1 protein-coding gene is annotated in these 1,451 nt (G+C 44.0%); it reads left to right on the forward strand.

Annotated elements, in window-relative coordinates:
• Nucleotides 1-95 precede the first annotated feature (95 nt).
• Nucleotides 96-1,106: an alcohol dehydrogenase AdhP gene (adhP, locus tag L1D46_RS20625; protein ID WP_130052571.1), complete on the forward strand. Its 1,011-nt coding sequence runs from the start codon at nt 96-98 to the stop codon at nt 1,104-1,106.
• Nucleotides 1,107-1,451 lie beyond the last annotated feature (345 nt).

Genomic DNA, 1,451 nt, shown 5'->3' on the forward strand with positions numbered 1-1,451 from the left:
CCACAGTGATTAGCTATTTGATGTGGATCAATAATAGTGACAGTTAATAAGTTTATCGTATAGGCTGAAATCCAATAATACCATGGAGGAACGTTATGAAAGCTGCAGTAAATAAAGAGTACAAGGGTAAATTAACAATCGAAGATATCCCATGCCCAGAGGTGGGAATTAACGATGTGCTAGTTAAAATTGCCGCGTGTGGAGTGTGCCACACAGATTTACATGCTTGTCATGGAGATTGGCCAGTTAAACCGAAAATGCCATTAGTGCCGGGCCATGAAGGGGTAGGTACTATCGAAAAAGTAGGTGCAAACATTAAACACTTATCAGTAGGCGACCGTGTCGGTGTTCCTTGGTTATATAGCGCCTGCGGGCATTGTGAGTTTTGTTTAGAAGGCAAAGAAACCTTATGCCTTGAGCAGCACAACACAGGTTATTCAGTCGATGGTGGTTACGCCGAATACTGTGTTGCCCATGGTGATTATGTGATTAAAATTCCTGAAGGATTAGGCTTTGCAGAAGCCGCACCTCTATTTTGCGCGGGGGTTACAACCTATAAGGCGCTTAAAGTTACCGATGCAAAAGCGGGTGACTGGGTGGCAATTGTTGGTGTTGGCGGCCTTGGTCATTTGGCGGTGCAATACGCAAAAGCAATGGGCTTTAATGTAATTGCCGTTGATACCGGCGAGAGCAAGTTGGCACTAGCCAAAGAGCTTGGCGCAGACATCACCATAGATTTTATGAAGCAAGTACCTTCAGAAACCATTTTTGAGCAAGTGGGCGGGGCACATGGTGTTGTGTGTACGGCTGTTTCAAAACCCGGTTTTGAGCAAGCTTATAAAAGCGTGCGCCGTGGCGGTAAGTGCGTACTTGTAGGTTTACCACCAGAAGATATGCCATTGCCAATTTTCGACACCGTGTTAAATGGTGTGTCTGTTGTTGGCTCAATTGTTGGTACGCGTAAAGACTTACAAGAATGCCTCGACTTTGCTGCTAAAGGTAAAGTTAAAGCCATTATTGAAGAAAAACGACTCGAAGATATCAATGATATTTTTGACGACATGCTAAAAGGTGATATCACAGGCCGAATCGTAATGACGCTTTAAACTTAAGTCAGTTAATGCTGTCAGGTTTGGTTGAGCGGCTCAATTGAGTCTGACAGTTTTTCATATGCTAAAAAGTAAGTAACTGTAACTTGTTTTTGTCGGATAGACGACACCTGTTACCAAGTGTCGCCCTCCTAAGAACCGTACGTGCAACTTTCACTGCATACGGCTCAAGCCTTCACGAAGGCACCTAATTGGTACCCAGCAACTTATAAAGCAGCGAGATTAGGCTCATTCCAAGAGTTGCGGCATTGCCTCTTTGCTTTTCTCTTTGCCAAGTATTCTTGGTATAAAGGATCAAAAGGCGTAGCTTCACTCCTGATTTTCACATGTCTCTCTATTGGC

It is taken from the genome of Pseudoalteromonas sp. Isolate3, from assembly GCF_022398505.1.
GTDB lineage: Bacteria > Pseudomonadota > Gammaproteobacteria > Enterobacterales > Alteromonadaceae > Pseudoalteromonas > Pseudoalteromonas apostichopi.

Coding starts and splice junctions, on each gene's coding strand:
- adhP (WP_130052571.1), top strand. CDS start 96: ATGAAAGCTGCAGTAAATAAAGAGTACAAGGGTAAATTAACAATCGAA.